Genomic DNA, 17,195 nt, shown 5'->3' with positions numbered 1-17,195 from the left:
TCGTCGATTTTCAACCAACGCTTTCTTTCACACATCAATAAAATCTCGAGTTGAACGTTATCTAAGATAGTTCAGTACGTGTTTGGCCCATATAGGCCCTGCATACCTAAAACTACAGATTATGCCCAACCACCAAGACCGGATCGACCAATTAAACCAAAAGCTCGAGCTACTTCTTAGCAAACAGGAAGGCTTTGCCAAAGAGCTAATGTCGCTCTACAAAGAAATCGAAGCGGTCAAAAAGCTTCGCCCAGAAGACCTAGTTCCGGAAAAACCCGTGGAAGCCCCCGTCATTAAAGAAACCCCGGCTTCCATAGAAGCTACGGAAAAGGTCGTACCCCTAACGCCCGACACCCCTAAAAAACCTCTTGATAAAGAGCCTCCCAGTATAAAAGCCCCAATTCCGAAAAAACCTAAAAAAGAAAAAAGGAAGTGGAATCTTGAAAAATTCATCGGTGAAAACCTCATCAGTAAAATCGGCATCGTCATAACGGTGATCGGTATTGCGATCGGGGTGAAATATTCTATTGAGAACGGTCTGATCAGTCCCTTGACCCGTATTGTTTTTGGATACTTGGCCGGACTCGGACTTTTGGGCTTTGGTATCAAGCTCAAGGCCAAATATGAAAGTTACAGTGCCGTTCTGGTCAGTGGCGCCTTGGCTTCGCTATATTTTATCACTTTTGCCGCCTATAGTTTTTACGGATTATTCCCCCAACTGATGGCCTTTGCCCTAATGTTGGTATTTACGGCATTTGGTGTTGTAGCGGCATTGAATTACAACAATCAGGTCATTGCCCATATCGGACTCGTTGGCGCCTATGCCATACCCTTTTTATTGAGCAATGATTCGGGTAGTACATTCACCCTGTTCTCCTATATGGTCATTATCAATTTAGGTATTTTGACAATTTCGGTGAAAAAATATTGGAAAGGACTATTCTATTCGGCCTTTGGTTTCACCTACCTGATCTATATATCGTGGCTCTCCTCCTCTTTTAAGATCGATTCCGATTTTCTCATGGCCTTTAGTTTCCTAGGTATATTTTTTATCATTTTCTATGCATGTTTCCTAGCCTATAAACTTATTCGGCATGAGGTATTCTTAAAAATAGATGTCGTTCTCCTGCTCTTGAATTCCTTTGCTTTCTATGGCATAGGTTACGGCCTTTTAAACCAACATGAGACAGGTGTTGAATTCTTGGGCCTATTTACATTGGCCAATGCCGTTGTTCATTTTGTGGTAAGCGTGATTTTATTCAAGAAAAAATTAGCCGACCGTAATCTTTTCAATCTGGTAACGGGCATGGTGCTGGTATTCATTACCCTTGCCATACCCGTACAACTCGACGGGAACTGGGTAACATTATTATGGACGCTTCAAGCCGCACTGTTATTTTATATTGGTCGCACAAAGAATGTTATTTTTTACGAATACCTCTCATACCCACTAATGTTATTGGCTCTTTTCAGTCTAACGCACGACTGGAACATAGGGTACATATTTGAACGGCGCACGGAGACACCGCTCCAACCCATCTTGAACATTTACTTTCTAACCTCTGTATTGTTCTCGGCCGGATTTGGTTTTATGTACTGGATAATCCGAAGGAAGCCTTTGCCCGAACCCCAGCCGGAAGCATCGCGTATCATGTCTTTTATTGTTCCTATTATCCTCCTTTTTGTCGCCTATGTTTCGTGCTATTTAGAAATCGAATATTACTGGGACCAATTGTACAGGGCCTCCGAAGTAAACCTAACCCCCAATAACGATTATGGGTACGGCAATTACAACTACGACCTGAAGAACTTTGGGGCCATGTGGCTCTTCAACTTTACGTTTCTATTCTTTGCCCTATTGGCCGTTCTGAACATCAAAAAAGTCAAGAACCGCGTATTGGGCGTTGCCACCTTGGCCTTTTGCATGTTAATATGGATGGTCTACCTTACCGGAGGGCTATATATTCTAAGTGAACTAAGGGAAAGCTATATCAATCGGGCCTCATCGGAGTATTATGAAATCGGTGCATTCAATTTGGGTATTCGCTATGTATCATACGCATTTTACGCCTTGAATTTGATTGCCGCCCTCAAGCTTGCAAAACGTAAATTCATAGACCTGAAGATGAACATCGGCATTGAAATCATGGTACATCTTTCCATACTCTGGATCTTGAGCAGTGAACTCTTGAACCTGATGGACCTTGCCGGCTCCGAAAAATCGTACAAACTGGGACTCAGTCTACTTTGGGGTACTTATGCGCTGTTCTTGATCGGCCTTGGCATCTATAAAAAACGAAAACACCTTCGTATCTGCGCCATTTCCTTGTTCGGCATTACTTTGGCCAAGCTGTTCTTTTACGACATCGCCTCATTAAATTCCATATCAAAAACCATTGTTTTTGTATCGCTAGGTGTACTCTTGCTTATTATCTCATTCCTTTACAACAAATACAAAAATCAAATTTCTGATGAAAGTTAAAATGAAGCTTCTTGTTTTTATCGGATGCTGGTTTGGCTGTTCCTTTGCCTTCGGCCAACTCCCAAAATACGAACATCGGCAAGAGTTAAAGAACATCACGGAGCAATGGCATAAGATTTCCTTGCCCCTATCCGTTCTTGACCGTTCCAACCCCGACCTATCTGACATCAGGATTTATGGCCTTACCGAAAACGATACCTTGGAAGCGCCATACGTATTGAATATTGGTTCAGGAAAACACACCAAACAAAAGGTAGACTTCAACCTATTGAATACGGTTTCGAACGCAAACGGATTTTATTATACCTATGAAATCCCCACAACCGAAAGCATCAACGAACTGGAACTCGAATTCGATACCGACAATTTTAATTGGATGGTCGACCTAGAAGGAAGCCAAAACCAAAACGATTGGTTCCGGATCTTAGAAGACTACCGTATCCTTTCCATAAAAACAGGCCAGACCGATTACCAGCATACGACCTTGACCTTTCCTTCAAGCCAATACAAATACTATCGCTTGCTTATAAAGAGTCACAAATCCCCAAAATTAACCCGGACCAAACTGAATCTAGACAGTTCGCTCAAAGCCATTTACGACAGTTACCCGGTTACCTTCATGAATATTGACCAGAAGGATAAAAAAACGATAATCGATATCGACCTGAACCAAAGCCTGCCTTTGAGCTTTTTACGCTTAAACCTAAAGGAAACGGTCGATTATTACAGGCCGGTGACCGTAAAATACGTTCAAGATAGCATACAGACCGAAAAGGGATTAAAATACCGTTACAAGGAGCTATACAGGGGCACACTGACCTCTATCGATACTACAGGCTTCAAATTCAACAGTACCAAAGCCCAAAAATTGAGGGTCATCATAGAAAACAACGACAATAGGCCCTTACAAGTAGAAGGAGCCAACATAAAAGGCTATCGGCACGAACTCATTGCCCGTTTCGACGACAAGGCAAAATATTATCTGGCCTACGGAAATAAAAAAGCCCGGGCACCCAAATACGACATTATAAACATTGCCTCGCAAATTCCCGATGATGCACCCCTACTTGCCCTAGGCAAGGTAGAACACACTCCAAAGGCAAAAAAGACCAATCGGGCCCTACTTGAAAACAAACTTTGGTTATGGATGGTTATGGGCTTCGTTATCGTAGTTCTCGGATGGTTTACACTTCGTATGATGGCCAAGCGCTAAAGGCATATCTAAAAAATGTACGCGCAAACCGTACGGTGAAAATTGACTAGTATACCAAATTAAGATCCCTTAAATTTGCGCTACAAAAACAGGAAAGCGTGCAAGAACCGAAACAGACCCGAATCAACAAATACCTTAGTGAAGTTGGCTATTGTTCGCGCCGTGCCGCTGACAAACTAATCGACCAAGGGCGTGTCACCATCAATGGCAAAGTTCCTGAAATGGGTACAAAAATTACCCAAGGTGATGAAGTACGCGTTGATGGCGAATTGATTTCCGAACCAAAGGAAAAGCCCGTTTACCTAGCTTTTAACAAACCCATCGGCATTGTCTGTACTACCGATACCAGGGTAGAAAAAGACAATATTATCGATTTCATCAATTACCCCAAGCGGATTTTTCCGATCGGTCGTTTGGACAAACCCAGTGAGGGCCTGATTTTTTTAACGAACGATGGCGATATCGTAAATAAGATCCTTCGGGCGCGCAACAACCACGAGAAAGAATATTTGGTAACCGTAGACCGGGCCATTACCGCCGATTTTGTAAGGAAAATGGAAAATGGGGTGCCTATTTTAGACACCATAACACGAAAATGTAAGGTTGAACAAATCGGCAAATACGAGTTTAAGATCATCTTGACCCAAGGTCTCAACCGACAGATCCGTCGTATGTGCGAATACTTGGGCTACAACGTACAACGCCTGAAACGCGTACGCATTATGAACGTAAAACTTGACATACCGGTAGGGAAATGGCGAGACCTTACCCAAGCCGAACTCGACGAGATCCATCGTTTGGTCTCCGAATCGGCAAAAACACATTAGGCCGCCCCGATCCCTATACCAAAACCCCAGTTTCCCGAAGCACCGAATAACAAAAATAGGTCGACAGAAGCCTAACCTTGACCAAAGCATTGATCGGAACGCCCAACGAAATAGACTTTACCGATGCCATAGTCTGTTTATTTGAAATGGATCTGCCTAATGAAACAGTTTAAAGACATTGACCCGCTTACGGTTGCTAAGCATCCCAATTTGATAGCGACATTACCCGATAAAACAGATGTTAGAAATACGTTTTACTTTTTGTTAATAGGTGATTATATAATAATTTCAAATGCAAGGCATGTTACGTATAAGAGTAGGGGCGAAAGCAAGTGGCTCCACTATCAAATTGAATTCCCAAAGCATGGCTTGAAGTGGTTTCTGAATACGTTAGAGGATAAGTTTTTCAAAACAGAGGCCGAAGGAGGTCTACCCAAGGGCACGTTTAATTATATCGGGACGGTTAATGGTGAGCGGCTGAAACTGAGGCGCGCCTTTAATGCTGATAGCAATGGAGGTGGTGGATACGCGTTCATTACACTAGACAGAAAAGAGCCAAATAGTGTCTGGTCTAAGTCCTATACATTCTCGGACTCACTTTTATTTGAGAATGGTATGATCGACACAATGAAAGATATTGCCACTGAAATAGATGAGGGAAAACTTTAGTCGGCAACCACCACAAAAAAGAACATTTGGTAAACGTAGACCGGGCCATTACCGCCTATTTTGTAAAGCGAATTTTGTAAAGAAAACGGAAAATACCCCCTTTCTACACACCATAACACAAAAGTGCAGGGTTGAACAAGTCGATAAAAACACATGAATTCCCCCTGCCTTTCTTGGCCCCAACCTGCCCTTCTTAAAAAGGAAACCACCCCAGCTAATTCCGTGTGTTAAAAACCCTATATATCCCATTAAAAATCACTATATTAGGGAGAAGCGAAAGCTATAACCCAAACTCACAAAAAATGATACGGAAACACGATATTACACGCACTACATTCCGATCTGTGGCCACGGCCTTGGCCGTATTGGCCCTATTTGCAGCACCCCTGTCCGCCAGCGCATTTTTTCAAGACCCTGTCGAACAAGAGGAAGAGGCTGAATACAACCTTTACAAAGGCGAGGTCTTGGATGCCAGTTCAAAAAAACCATTGGTATTCGCTTCCTTATCCGTAGAAGAATCGAACATCAGTACCATAACGAATACCGAAGGGGAATTTTCCCTAAAAATACCAAGTGACCTGACCCAGGCCAACATCACGGTATCCTTCTTGGGTTACAGCACCCAATCCATCCCTTTGAGCCAACTAAAAGAAGAACGCAACAAAATTCTTATGGTGCCCTCCGTACTTAAATTGAACGAGGTCAATGTGGAAGTACCGAAAGATGCCGAAAGCCTTGTTCGCGAAGTACTAAAAAGTAAGGGGGAAAATTATTTTGACGACCCTACCCTTATGACCGCTTTTTACAGGGAAACCATAAAAAAACGAAGAAAGAACGTTTCTCTCTCTGAAGCTGTGGTCAACATTTACAAAACGCCTTATACCTCACTGAAAAAAGATGGTGTAAAGCTATACAAGGCCCGTAAAAGCACCGATTACAGCAAGCTCGACACCGTTGCCCTAAAACTACAGGGCGGCCCTTTCAACGCCTTGTTCATCGATATAATGAAATACCCCGAATATATCTTTTCACCGGAATCCTTAGACTATTATACATTCCGGTTCGACCATTCTACCCGGGTAAACGACAAATTGATCTATGTGATAAGTTTTGAGCAGCTTCCCGAGATATTAGACCCCTTGTACAAGGGTCAATTATACATAGACGCCGAAAACAAGATACTCACCAGTGCCATTTACAGTCTCAACATCACCGATAAGGAAATGGCGGCACGAATGTTCGTCAGGCGAAAGCCAAAAAATGCCAAGGTATGGCCTACGGATGTTGCCTACAGGGTCGATTATCGCGAAAAGAATGGCAAATGGTATTACTCTTACAGCAATGTTCTCTTGGAGTTCAAGGTCAATTGGGACAAACGTCTCTTTAACTCGGTCTACAGCATGACATGTGAAATGGCCGTTACCGATTGGAAGAAAAACATGATGGAAGATTTTCCAAAGGCCAAGGATAGAATTAAGACGTCCATTATTTTAAGTGATGAGGCCATAGGCTTTGCCGACCCAGACTTTTGGGGGCAGTACAATATCATTGAACCCGAAAAATCGATTGAGTCGGCCATCAAGAAAATTCAACGGCAATTGCGAAGGGCCAGTTCGGATGGAGGCACTTCCATTCCTTAGAAAGGATAAGAACCACATATATAAAATCGGCCAAATGGTCGATTTTTTTATGATTCTATTTAAATTCACCCTATAAACACAAAGTATATGGGCAATAGAAGACAGTTTATAGGTTCGGCCTTAGGAGGTGCCATAGCGGCACTCCTTCCCAATGTAGGTATAGCGAATAGTATTCCATCGACCTACCCCGAGACGATTCGACCGAAAAGGTTAAAGAAAGGAGACACCATAGGACTAATCGCCCCGGGCTACGCCATTGCACCACCGATCTTGGAGGAAGCTAAGAAAACGCTAAAATCCATGGGTTTCAAGCCCTTTCACACCAATCGCATCATAGGAAATTATGGATATTTAAGCAACACCGATGAGGAACGCGCAAAAGACCTTAACGAAATGTTCGCCAACCCAGACATCGATGGTATACTTTGTGCAAGAGGCGGTTATGGCTGTACCCGGATCATGCAGATGATAGATTACGAAACCATTAAAAAGAACGGCAAAACCTTTATCGGTTTCAGCGACATCACCGCCCTACTGAACGGCATCTATCAAGAAACGGGCCTCGTAACCTTTCACGGGCCGGTAGGCAGCACTTTGAACGACCCCTATAGCATTAGGCAATTAGAAAAGGTGGTAATGTTCCCAAGAGCTCCCTTGTCCATACAAAATGTAGAACTATTGAACCCTGAATTACGTACGAACCCCGAGTTCGAACGCTATACCATTACCGAAGGTATTGCCACGGGAAAACTCGTCGGAGGCAGCCTGACCCTTATCAATGCCCTAATCGGCACGCCACATGAAATCGACTTTACCGATACCATTGTTTGCATTGAAGATGTTGAAGAAGCCCCATATCGGATAGACCGTATGCTTACCCAATTGATCGAGGGCAGCACGTTTAAAAAGGCCGCAGGTATTCTTATCGGTGTTTGCGCCGGTTGCAACGCTTCGACCAATCCGAAGTCCTTTTCTTTAAAGGAAGTGATCCTAGACCGGATCAGGCCTCTTGGCATCCCGGCAGTCTATGGCATGAGCTTTGGTCATGTTGAGAACAATTTCACCTTCCCGATCGGAATCACGGGAAAAATGGATGCCGCAAAAATGAACCTACAGCTATTGGAGAAAGCTGTTATTTAACCCGTAAAAACATAAAAAAAGCGCGATGTCAAACTCAAAAGCTTGCATCGCGCTCTTTATGTCAATATGCTAAAAAATCAATTCGCTACCTCACTAATAAATTTAAGTCGGTATAAGCGAAGCTCTTCGTCTTCATAGTCGCCATCAAACTCCTTCATCGCCTCTTCCAGGTCATCGGTTTCCGCTTCTAAAAAATAGTCATGGATTTCTTCCTGCTGATCTTCATCGAGCACCTCGTCGATCCAATAATCGAGATTCAACTTGGTACCACTGAATACGATCTGTTCCATTTCCTTTAACAGCTGCGAAATTTCAATTCCCTTGGCCGATGCAATATCACTTAACGGAAGCTTGCGGTCTACATTCTGTATAATGTAAAGTTTTAAGGCAGAGTTGGCCCCTGTGCTTTTCACCACAAGGTCATCGGGCCTGATAATTTCATTCTCTTCAACATAGCGGGAAATAAAATCAACGAAGGGCCTTCCGTATTTACGAGCCTTGCCCTCTCCTACCCCATAGATATTCGTAAGTTCTTCTTGTGAAATCGGGTATTTGGTGGCCATATCCTCTAGGGAGGGGTCTTGAAAGACTACGAACGGAGGCACTCCCAACTTATGGGCCTGGCTCTTTCGCAATTCTTTTAACCGCTTCAACAGGTTCTCATCAGCTACGCCTCCTTTTGCGGCACTAACGATGGCATCGTTACCTTCTTTGCTATAGGCGTGGTCCATAGTCATCATAAACGACTCGGGCGCCTTTAAATAGGCCTCTCCACGTTCTGTCACATGAAGAATACCGTATTGTTCGATTTCCTTTTTCAAAAGGCCAGCCACCAAGGTTTGGCGAATTAAGGCCATCCAGTAGCCCTTATCCTTGTCCGCACCAATCCCGAACTCGGGCTTTTCATCCGTTTTATGGGATGTAATCAGGGCGTTGACCTTACCCAAAAGAGTCCTTACGATTTCTTTCGATTTGAATTTTTCGTGTGTCGCCTTTACTACCTTGATCAGCTTGACAACGTTCTCTTTAGCCTCTTGCTTTTCTTTGGGGTTTCTCGTATTATCATCCATATCTGCCCCTTCTCCGTTGATCTCGTCAAATTCCTCCCCAAAATAATGGAGCATGAATTTTCTGCGTGACATTGAAGTTTCGGCATAGGCTACTACCTCTTGCAACAGGGCATTACCGATTTCTTGTTCGGCAACAGGCTTGTTGGACATAAACTTTTCAAGCTTTTCTATATCCTTATAGGAGTAGAACGCCAAACAATGGCCCTCACCGTCGTCCCTTCCGGCCCTTCCGGTTTCCTGATAGTAACTTTCAATACTCTTGGGAATGTCGTGATGTATAACAAAGCGCACGTCGGGCTTGTCAATACCCATACCAAAGGCTATGGTTGCCACCACCACATCAACATCCTCCATCAAGAACATATCTTGATATTTTGAACGGGTCTTGGCATCAAAACCGGCATGGTAGGGTACGGCACTTACGCCGTTTACCTGCAGTACCTGGGCCAACTCCTCAACCCGCTTTCTACTCAAACAGTAGATAATACCCGATTTTCCGGCATTCTTTTTTACGAAGCGAATAATATCGGAATCTACATTGGCCGTCTTGGGCCGTACCTCATAAAAGAGATTGGGCCTGTTAAACGAAGCCTTATAGGTTTGTGCATCGGTAATCCCCAAGTTCTTAATGATATCTTCTTGTACCTTGGGTGTGGCCGTGGCCGTCAATGCTATTATGGGTATATCGTCGTCCAAACGGTTGACAATGGTTCTCAAATTTCTGTATTCGGGCCTGAAATCGTGGCCCCATTCAGATATACAATGCGCCTCGTCTACTGCGATAAAAGAAAGCTTCACCGACTGAAGAAAATCGATATAGTCTTCTTTGGTCAATGATTCGGGCGCAACATAGAGCAACTTGGTAATACCGTTCGTAATATCCTCCTTTACCTGCCTTACCTCTGTTTTGGTCAAAGAAGAATTAAGTACATGGGCAATACCGAACTGATCGGACACTCCCCTAATGGCGTCTACCTGATTCTTCATCAATGCGATCAACGGCGAGACCACGATAGCGGTACCATCTTGCATTAACGCAGGGAGTTGGTAACAAAGTGATTTACCTCCGCCTGTGGGCATAATGGCAAATGTATTGTTACGTTCTAAAATATTGGTGATAACGGCTTGTTGTAGACCTTTAAATTCGGAAAAACCGAAATGTTTTTTTAACGAGGCGTGCAGATCCGTTTCTTTCAAAACTTTTTTATCTTTTGCCATATGTCGTAAAAAACTTTAGGAATCTGTGTCTCAATTGCTCAAAAATCATAGTTTTCTTTACGGGGGACTCTAATTTATTCAAAATATATTTTAAGGTATTAAATTAGCTATACGTCAAGATTATGTAATTTTGTAATCTTAAATATAAAACAAAGTTTTAGAAACCGTCCGTGTTTTAAGATTGTTTTATTCAAAATGAGGGTATTTGTCGTTTACAAGCCCCTTAAAAAGAACAAATTTAACCTATTTTACACTTTGAACGATAGCAAAGCTATTCTTGCGATAGCAAAAAAAACCATAGAAACCGAAAGTGCTTCCATCAATCATTTGGGCACTTTATTGAACGAACAGTTCTCCGATGCCGTCAATTGCATTCTTGAATCTAAAGGAAGGGTCATTGTTTCGGGCATTGGCAAAAGCGCCATAATCGCGTCTAAAATCGTAGCCACCTTAAACTCCACAGGAACACCTGCCATTTTTATGCATGCCGGCGATGCCATTCATGGTGACTTGGGCACTATCCAAGAAGAAGACGTGGTAATCTGTATCTCAAAAAGTGGTAGCACCCCTGAAATTAAAATGTTGGTCCCCCTAATAAAACGGGGAACGAACAAGCTGATAGCCATGACGGGAAATATCGAGTCTTATTTGGCCAAGGAAGCACACTTTGTTCTCAACACTTATGTGGCCAAGGAAGCCTGCCCTAATAATTTGGCCCCTACGACCAGTACCACGGCACAACTGGTTATGGGAGATGCCCTGGCCATCTGTCTTTTAAAGATAAAAGGATTTAGCAGCAAGGATTTCGCCAAATACCATCCTGGCGGATCTTTGGGCAAAAGGTTATACCTCAGGGTTTCCGATATTGTAGGCACGAACCAAAAACCCCAAGTACCCATTGATGCGGACGTAAAAAAGGTCATTGTCGAGATCTCCGAAAAAATGTTGGGCGTTACGGCGGTTACCGAAGGTGACGACATCGTAGGTATCGTGACCGATGGCGACATTAGGCGCATGCTCAACAAATACGATAACATAAGCGGCCTAACGGCGCGTGATATTATGACCTCCAACCCCAAGACCATTTCGGTAAACGTTTTGGCCATTGAAGCCTTGGAACTGATGCAAGAAAAGGGCATCTCACAATTATTGGGTGTAGACGGTAAAAAATATATGGGTGTTGTACATTTGCACAACTTGATCAACGAAGGTATATTATAATGGCAAAGCAGAATACGAAGTCTCCCGACGAAATGTCGTTTTTAGATCACCTAGAAGAATTACGATGGCATTTGATACGATCGGTCTTAGCGGTCGTCATTATAGCCACTGGGGCGTTCGTGATGAGCGGATTTATTTTCGACACCATCATTTTCGGACCGTCTAAAATGGATTTCCCAACCTATCGCTTGTTTTGTGACATAGCTACCTACCTAGGTTTTGACTCGGCCTTCTGTGCCGATAAGCTTCCGTTCACCATTCAGAGCCGGACCATGGGCGGACAGTTCTCAGCCGATATCTGGACGGCCATTTGGGTCGGCTTTATTGTAGGCTTCCCCTATGTACTGTACGAGCTGTGGAAATTTATAAGTCCGGGACTCCATCCCAACGAAAAAAAGCATTCCAAAGGCTTCATCTTTATTGCCTCTTTTCTTTTTTTCATGGGCGTATTGTTCGGTTATTACGTGGTAGCCCCGTTATCTATCAATTTCTTGGGCACCTACCAAGTAAGTGAAATCGTTCTCAATGAATTTGACCTTAGTTCGTATATCAGCACCGTAAGAACGGCGGTAATAGCCTGTGGGGTACTTTTTGAACTGCCCATTATCATTTACTTTTTAACCAAGGTAGGCATCGTAACCCCTGAAATACTGAAAAAATACAGAAAGATAGCCCTAGTCGTGGTACTGATTCTTTCCGCCGTAATAACCCCTCCAGACGTAACCAGTCAGATCATTGTAGCGGTACCGGTGTTGATTTTATACCAAGTAAGTATTTACATCTCAAAAATAGTATTGAAGAACGAAGCCAAACGCGAGAAAAAGGCAAAGGAAAAAGGGTTAAAGAAAACGTAAATATACGGCTGTTTCAAAAGTTTCCCGTTTCTTTAGTACTTCATTAGATGTACCAAAGGCCGATGGAACCTAAAACAAGAAACCATAAAAATGAAGTTAAGAGCTGAAAATATAATGAAAGCCTACCGGGGCCGAAAAGTAGTAAAGGGTATTTCCTTGGAAGTAAACCAAGGGGAAATCATTGGCCTGCTCGGGCCTAACGGTGCCGGAAAAACCACTTCTTTTTATATGATCGTCGGTTTGATAAAGCCCAACGGGGGAAAAATATATTTGGACGGAACCGACATTACCAACTTCCCCATGTACAAGAGGGCCCAAAACGGCATCGGTTACTTGGCGCAAGAAGCTTCCGTTTTTAGGAAGCTGAGTATTGAAAAGAACATTCTTAGCGTGCTACAGCTTACCAAGCTTAGCAAAAAAGAGCAACTCATGAAAATGGAGTCGCTTATTGAAGAGTTCAGCTTGGGCCATATCCGTAAAAGCCGTGGCGACTTACTTTCGGGTGGCGAACGCAGGCGTACCGAAATAGCACGTGCACTGGCTACCGACCCAAAATTCATTCTATTGGATGAACCTTTTGCCGGTGTAGATCCCGTGGCCGTAGAGGATATTCAGCGTATCGTAGCCCAACTAAAGGACAAAAACATCGGGATACTCATTACCGACCACAACGTTCAGGAAACCTTGGCCATTACCGAAAGATCCTACCTTATGTTCGAAGGTGGCATCTTGAAATCGGGAATACCCGAAGACCTGGCCGCGGATGAAATGGTACGTAAGGTTTACCTGGGGCAAAACTTCGAATTGCGTAAAAAGAAACTCGATTTTTAAGACCTGTTCTTTACGGCATCTACGTTTGCTACCAAAGAGGCGACCACATAAAACACAATGATGCAAGGAACGGCCAAAAACTTCAAGGTCAACAAAAGCACGGCACTAACGATCAAGAAAATATAGCGCACGGCATTGTCCTTAAAACTCCATGTCTTAAACTTTAAGGCAAATAGCGGAATGTTGGCATTCAACAGATAAGTACTCAAGGCCGTTATAAAAATCAAGAACCATTGATTGAGAATAATACCGTTTAAGGCATCATTGTTCTGATACTGTAATATTAAGGCCAAGGAAAGAATCAAAAGGGCATTCGCCGGAGTGGGCAGCCCAACAAAGGATGAAACCTGGTTTTCATCGATATTGAACTTTGCCAGGCGATAGGCCGATCCTAGCGTAATCAAAAATCCTAAAAAAGGAACATAATCGGCCAAATAGAGAAAAGAAAATGAAACACCGTCGCCCGTATGCCATCCTCCTCCCATAGCCATGGCCAGTAACTGATACATCACAATTCCGGGAACGAGCCCACTGGTTATCATATCGGCCAAAGAATCTAACTGAACCCCCAATTCGCTCTGCACCTTCAAAACCCTTGCGGCCAATCCATCAAAAAAATCGAAGAAAATCCCTAAAAAAACAAACAACGCCGCCATTTCGAGCTGGTTCGATACCGCAAAAACCGTAGCGACACATCCACAGAAAACATTCAACAACGTAATCAGGTTGGGAATATACTTTTTCATATTATCATTTGCTTTTGCGTAAAAATAACACAATTTAACATCAATCAGGTCAGACCATAATTTATTCGGATATTTGCCGAACAAAAATTCTGCAAAAACAGAAATGCCTTTGAAAAAATTACTTTACATATTACTTTTCGGCTTTTCGGTTTTGGGCTTTGCCCAAGCACCTGAATTGACGCCCTTATCAAAAATAAGCGTTGTAACCTGTGGCCCTGGATCCGAACTGTATTCCACCTTTGGCCATAGTGCCATTCGCATTGAAGACCCTAGTTTGGGGATAAACGCCGTATACAACTATGGCACCTTTGACTTTACTACGCCCAATTTCTATATGAAATTCGCGCGAGGCAAACTCGACTACAGCCTGGCCAGACAAAATTTCGCCTATTTCTTAAAAGAGTATGAGTACGAAAACCGATGGGTAAAAAGTCAAGAATTGCAATTAACCTTGGCCCAACGACAGTCGCTTTTTAATTTTCTCGAAACCAATTTCCTTCCTGAAAACCGAGATTACAAATACGATTTTTTCTATAACAACTGTGCTACCAAAATTTGGGACGTTCTTAAGGAAGTCTATGGAGACGCCCTGGTTTTTGATGAAAGCTACCTAAACGAACTGTACACCCATCGCCAACTGATACGCCAAAAGGTCAAGATCAATTCATGGGCCGGTTTCGGTATAGACTTGGCCCTTGGCTCGGTAATAGATGATGTTGCCACACCTAAAGAACATATGTTCTTGCCCGACTACATCTTGAAGCAACTGGAGGTTGCCCAATTGAACGGTCAATCTTTAACGGCCCGCCCCAAGGTTTTACTAGAAGCAAAAGACCAAGATCAAGGCTCGAGCTTTTTGGTTTCACCAGAACTATGGCTCATCGTATTTCTGGTCGTAATATTGGTTTTAACCTATTTCGACTTTAAGAACAATACGCGCAGAAGGTGGCTTGATTTCATCCTGTTCTTTAGTACGGGCCTTATAGGCGTACTCATCTTATTTTTATGGTTCTTTACCGACCATAGCGCCACCGCAGGCAACTACAATTTACTATGGGCCTTTCCGTTCAATTTGTTCATCGCTTTTGTGGTCGCCTTAAAAAAGGGACCCAACTGGATTGCCAAATACGCCGTATTACTGGCCGGGCTCATTCTGGCCTCCGGCGTATTCTGGATGTTCGGGGCCCAAGAATTTTCACCCTTACTATTGGCCGTATGGGCCGCCCTTATCGCACGATATTTATTTTTATTCTGGTCGTATCACAAGCCAAAAATCGCATAATTGCATGAACCTACTTACAGTTGAGAATATTTCAAAATCATATGGTGAACGTGTCTTGTTCAACAACCTTTCCTTTGGAATCAATAAGGGCCAAAAAATTGCCTTAATCGCCAAGAACGGAACAGGCAAGACCTCCATACTTAATATTATGTCAGGACTCGACAGTCCTGATTCGGGTCAGGTCAATTACAGAAAGGGCATACGTGTGTCATTTTTGGACCAAGAGCCCAATCTTGACGGCAACCTGACCGTAGAGCAAACCATTTTTGCTTCGGAAAACGAAATCCTAAGGGTGATACACGCGTATGAAAAAGCGCTCAAAAACCCAGAAGATGCCGATGCATACCAAGTTGCTTTTGAAGCGATGGACCGTTTCAACGCCTGGGATTTTGAAACCCTTTACAAGCAGATTCTGTTCAAACTGAAGCTAGAAGACCTCGATGCCAAGGTAGGCTTACTCTCCGGAGGGCAAAAAAAGCGTTTGGCCCTGGCCGACGCCCTTATCAACAAGCCCGATCTTTTGGTCCTTGATGAACCTACCAACCATTTGGACCTTGAAATGATCGAATGGCTTGAAGAATACTTCGCAAAAGAAAACATGAGCCTGTTTATGGTAACGCACGACCGCTATTTTTTAGAACGGGTCTGTAACGAAATCATAGAACTCGACAACGGCCAACTGTACCCTTACAAAGGCAACTATTCATACTATCTAGAAAAAAAAGAGGCGCGAATCGAACAAGAATCGGTAGAACAGCACAAATCTGAACGTCTCTTCAAAAAAGAACTGGAGTGGATGCGCAAGCAGCCAAAGGCCCGTACCACAAAATCAAAATCACGTATAGACGATTTTTCGACCATAAAGGAAAAAGCAAGCCAGCGCAGAAAAGAACACGAGGTTCAGCTTGAACTAAACATGGAACGTATGGGCAGCAAAATTCTAGAGCTGCACAAAATTTCAAAATCCTACCCCGACAAACCGATACTCGATAAGTTTGAATATAACTTCACCAAAGGCGAACGCGTAGGGATCATCGGCAAGAACGGTACCGGAAAATCGACCTTTCTTAACATTGTCACCGGCTCGGACCAACCCGACTCGGGCAAGGTGGTAGTAGGCGACACGATTAAATTCGGTTACTACACCCAGAAAGGAATCAATATCAAAGAAGGCCAAAAAGTAATTGATGTCATTCGCGATTTCGGCGATTTCATTCCGCTGAAAAAAGGAAAGCAGATCTCGGCCCAACAGCTTTTGGAGCGCTTTCTCTTCGACCGAAAAAAACAATACGATTTTGTCGACAAACTCAGTGGTGGCGAAAGAAAAAGATTGTACTTGTGTACGGTTCTGATCCAAAATCCGAATTTCTTGATTCTTGATGAGCCTACCAACGACCTTGACATAGTAACCCTGAATGTACTCGAAAGTTTTCTTCTGGATTTCCCCGGATGTCTTATCGTGGTTTCCCACGACCGTTATTTTATGGATAAAATAGTAGACCACCTTTTTGTCTTTAGGGGCAATGCCGTAGTCGAAGATTTCCCAGGAAACTATTCGGACTACCGCTCCTATGAAAGCAGCAAGGTGCTTGAAGAGCGTGAGGAAAAGGCGAATATCAAAGAATCTACGGCCAACAAAAACGTTCAAAAACAGAGCAGTTCAAAGAGCAAACTCTCCTATTCGGAACAAAAAGAATACAAAAACCTTGAAAAGGACATTCAAAAATTAGAAGCGAAAAAAGTAACGGTACAAGACAAATTTGCCGACGCTGGCCTAACGGGCGAGGAAATCGACAAACTTTCGATTGAACTCAAGGAGATCAACGAAGCCATTGAAGCAAAGACAGAGCGTTGGTTCGAACTATCGGCACAGATGGAAGATTGATCGTTGCACAAAAACAAAATGGCACCTGGCCGCACTGAGGGAATATGACTACCGGCAATACCGTACAGCAGCTGTTGAAGTATTTTAGATTTTTGACCTCGGCAACGAATCAACACG

General features: G+C 43.3%; 13 protein-coding genes. 11 read left to right on the top strand and 2 right to left on the bottom strand.

The window, feature by feature from the left end; genetic code table 11:
- Window positions 1-121 precede the first annotated feature (121 nt).
- The 6 genes from B4Q04_RS12195 (at window position 122) to B4Q04_RS12165 (ending at window position 7,971) form a co-directional block, all read left to right on the top strand.
- Window positions 122-2,482 (top strand): DUF2339 domain-containing protein, encoded by a 2,361-nt coding sequence (locus B4Q04_RS12195; RefSeq protein ID WP_088696967.1) that lies wholly within the window; start codon window positions 122-124, stop codon window positions 2,480-2,482.
- Window positions 2,472-3,695, top strand: a complete 1,224-nt coding sequence (locus B4Q04_RS12190) for a DUF3999 family protein (RefSeq protein ID WP_013994302.1) — start codon at window positions 2,472-2,474, stop codon at window positions 3,693-3,695. The genes B4Q04_RS12195 and B4Q04_RS12190 overlap by 11 nt, the downstream gene beginning before the upstream one ends.
- A gap of 98 nt (window positions 3,696-3,793) precedes the next feature.
- Window positions 3,794-4,522: a 23S rRNA pseudouridine(2604) synthase RluF gene (gene rluF, locus B4Q04_RS12185; RefSeq protein ID WP_013994301.1), complete on the top strand. Its 729-nt coding sequence runs from the start codon at window positions 3,794-3,796 to the stop codon at window positions 4,520-4,522.
- A gap of 159 nt (window positions 4,523-4,681) precedes the next feature.
- Window positions 4,682-5,191, top strand: coding sequence for a hypothetical protein (locus tag B4Q04_RS12180; RefSeq protein ID WP_088696966.1), 510 nt, complete (start codon window positions 4,682-4,684; stop codon window positions 5,189-5,191).
- A 302-nt stretch (window positions 5,192-5,493) separates the two neighbouring features.
- Complete coding sequence (locus tag B4Q04_RS12170; RefSeq protein WP_013994297.1) at window positions 5,494-6,831, top strand: carboxypeptidase-like regulatory domain-containing protein; 1,338 nt, start codon at window positions 5,494-5,496, stop codon at window positions 6,829-6,831.
- A gap of 87 nt (window positions 6,832-6,918) precedes the next feature.
- Window positions 6,919-7,971: an LD-carboxypeptidase gene (locus B4Q04_RS12165; RefSeq protein WP_088696965.1), complete on the top strand. Its 1,053-nt coding sequence runs from the start codon at window positions 6,919-6,921 to the stop codon at window positions 7,969-7,971.
- Between the two features lie 77 nt (window positions 7,972-8,048).
- Here the strand turns inward: B4Q04_RS12165 and B4Q04_RS12160 are convergent, their stop codons facing one another.
- Window positions 8,049-10,259, bottom strand: coding sequence for a RecQ family ATP-dependent DNA helicase (locus tag B4Q04_RS12160; RefSeq protein WP_088696964.1), 2,211 nt, complete (start codon window positions 10,257-10,259; stop codon window positions 8,049-8,051).
- A 255-nt stretch (window positions 10,260-10,514) separates the two neighbouring features.
- On the opposite strand from B4Q04_RS12160, the gene B4Q04_RS12155 reads away from it, so the two are divergent.
- From B4Q04_RS12155 to lptB, 3 genes are all read left to right on the top strand, one after another.
- Complete coding sequence (locus B4Q04_RS12155; protein WP_013994294.1) at window positions 10,515-11,480, top strand: SIS domain-containing protein; 966 nt, start codon at window positions 10,515-10,517, stop codon at window positions 11,478-11,480.
- Window positions 11,480-12,334, top strand: coding sequence for a twin-arginine translocase subunit TatC (gene tatC, locus B4Q04_RS12150; protein ID WP_013994293.1), 855 nt, complete (start codon window positions 11,480-11,482; stop codon window positions 12,332-12,334). The genes B4Q04_RS12155 and tatC overlap by 1 nt, the downstream gene beginning before the upstream one ends.
- 90 nt (window positions 12,335-12,424) lie before the next feature.
- On the top strand, window positions 12,425-13,165 hold the full coding sequence (gene lptB, locus B4Q04_RS12145; RefSeq protein WP_013994292.1) for an LPS export ABC transporter ATP-binding protein: 741 nt from the start codon (window positions 12,425-12,427) through the stop codon (window positions 13,163-13,165).
- On the opposite strand, the gene B4Q04_RS12140 is transcribed toward lptB, so the two are convergent.
- Window positions 13,162-13,911: a CDP-alcohol phosphatidyltransferase family protein gene (locus tag B4Q04_RS12140; RefSeq protein WP_013994291.1), complete on the bottom strand. Its 750-nt coding sequence runs from the start codon at window positions 13,909-13,911 to the stop codon at window positions 13,162-13,164. The two genes, lptB and B4Q04_RS12140, sit on opposite strands and share 4 nt — an antisense overlap.
- Window positions 13,912-14,014: 103 nt before the next feature.
- Here B4Q04_RS12140 and B4Q04_RS12135 point away from each other — a divergent pair, with 103 nt between their 5' ends.
- Together B4Q04_RS12135 and B4Q04_RS12130 are read left to right on the top strand one after the other, a co-directional pair.
- Complete coding sequence (locus B4Q04_RS12135) at window positions 14,015-15,193, top strand: DUF4105 domain-containing protein (RefSeq protein ID WP_013994290.1); 1,179 nt, start codon at window positions 14,015-14,017, stop codon at window positions 15,191-15,193.
- A gap of 4 nt (window positions 15,194-15,197) precedes the next feature.
- Complete coding sequence (locus tag B4Q04_RS12130) at window positions 15,198-17,078, top strand: ABC-F family ATP-binding cassette domain-containing protein (RefSeq protein WP_013994289.1); 1,881 nt, start codon at window positions 15,198-15,200, stop codon at window positions 17,076-17,078.
- Window positions 17,079-17,195: the final 117 nt, after the last annotated feature.

Source organism: Zobellia sp. OII3, from assembly GCF_002211465.1.
GTDB lineage: Bacteria > Bacteroidota > Bacteroidia > Flavobacteriales > Flavobacteriaceae > Zobellia > Zobellia galactanivorans.
This window is presented reverse-complemented; position numbering and strand designations above follow the sequence as displayed.

Coding starts and splice junctions, on each gene's coding strand:
- B4Q04_RS12130 (WP_013994289.1), top strand. CDS start 15,198: ATGAACCTACTTACAGTTGAGAATATTTCAAAATCATATGGTGAACGT.
- B4Q04_RS12135 (WP_013994290.1), top strand. CDS start 14,015: ATGCCTTTGAAAAAATTACTTTACATATTACTTTTCGGCTTTTCGGTT.
- B4Q04_RS12195 (WP_088696967.1), top strand. CDS start 122: ATGCCCAACCACCAAGACCGGATCGACCAATTAAACCAAAAGCTCGAG.
- B4Q04_RS12190 (WP_013994302.1), top strand. CDS start 2,472: ATGAAAGTTAAAATGAAGCTTCTTGTTTTTATCGGATGCTGGTTTGGC.
- B4Q04_RS12180 (WP_088696966.1), top strand. CDS start 4,682: ATGAAACAGTTTAAAGACATTGACCCGCTTACGGTTGCTAAGCATCCC.
- lptB (WP_013994292.1), top strand. CDS start 12,425: ATGAAGTTAAGAGCTGAAAATATAATGAAAGCCTACCGGGGCCGAAAA.
- B4Q04_RS12170 (WP_013994297.1), top strand. CDS start 5,494: ATGATACGGAAACACGATATTACACGCACTACATTCCGATCTGTGGCC.
- tatC (WP_013994293.1), top strand. CDS start 11,480: ATGGCAAAGCAGAATACGAAGTCTCCCGACGAAATGTCGTTTTTAGAT.
- B4Q04_RS12160 (WP_088696964.1), bottom strand. CDS start 10,259: ATGGCAAAAGATAAAAAAGTTTTGAAAGAAACGGATCTGCACGCCTCG.
- B4Q04_RS12140 (WP_013994291.1), bottom strand. CDS start 13,911: ATGAAAAAGTATATTCCCAACCTGATTACGTTGTTGAATGTTTTCTGT.
- B4Q04_RS12165 (WP_088696965.1), top strand. CDS start 6,919: ATGGGCAATAGAAGACAGTTTATAGGTTCGGCCTTAGGAGGTGCCATA.